The sequence below is a fragment of the Nitratidesulfovibrio sp. 1201_IL3209 genome (genome assembly GCF_036763125.1).
GTDB lineage: Bacteria > Desulfobacterota > Desulfovibrionia > Desulfovibrionales > Desulfovibrionaceae > Cupidesulfovibrio.
This window is the reverse complement of sequence record NZ_JBAIYT010000119.1, coordinates 1-255: the sequence shown is the minus strand read 5'-3', so window position 1 is coordinate 255 and position 255 is coordinate 1. Positions and strand designations below refer to the sequence as shown.

Annotated in this window: 1 protein-coding gene; it reads right to left on the bottom strand. The window is 67.5% G+C overall.

Translation table 11 applies throughout. The annotated features are described in order from the left end of the window. Nucleotides 1–255 (bottom strand): hypothetical protein (locus tag V6B97_RS17515; RefSeq protein WP_333507723.1); only part of this gene is annotated, 255 nt, incomplete at both ends.

Below are 255 nucleotides of genomic sequence, written 5' to 3'. Positions count from 1 at the left end.
CGGGCACGGCTACGTCCTCGAACTCCTCTATCTGGTCCGGCACATCCAGCAGCACCCGGCATTGCAGAATGCGCACGTAGCCATCGCCGCCCAACAGGCTGACGCGCATCTGGTGCACGCCACCGGCATGCGGCCCGGATATGCTGGCGGGCATGGGCGACCACACCGGATCGGGGTACGCTTGTGCGTCGAAATCCGTGGTGGCGGGCAGGTTGGCCCATGCGCCGCCGCCGTAGGCCAGCATTGTTGTCGGCG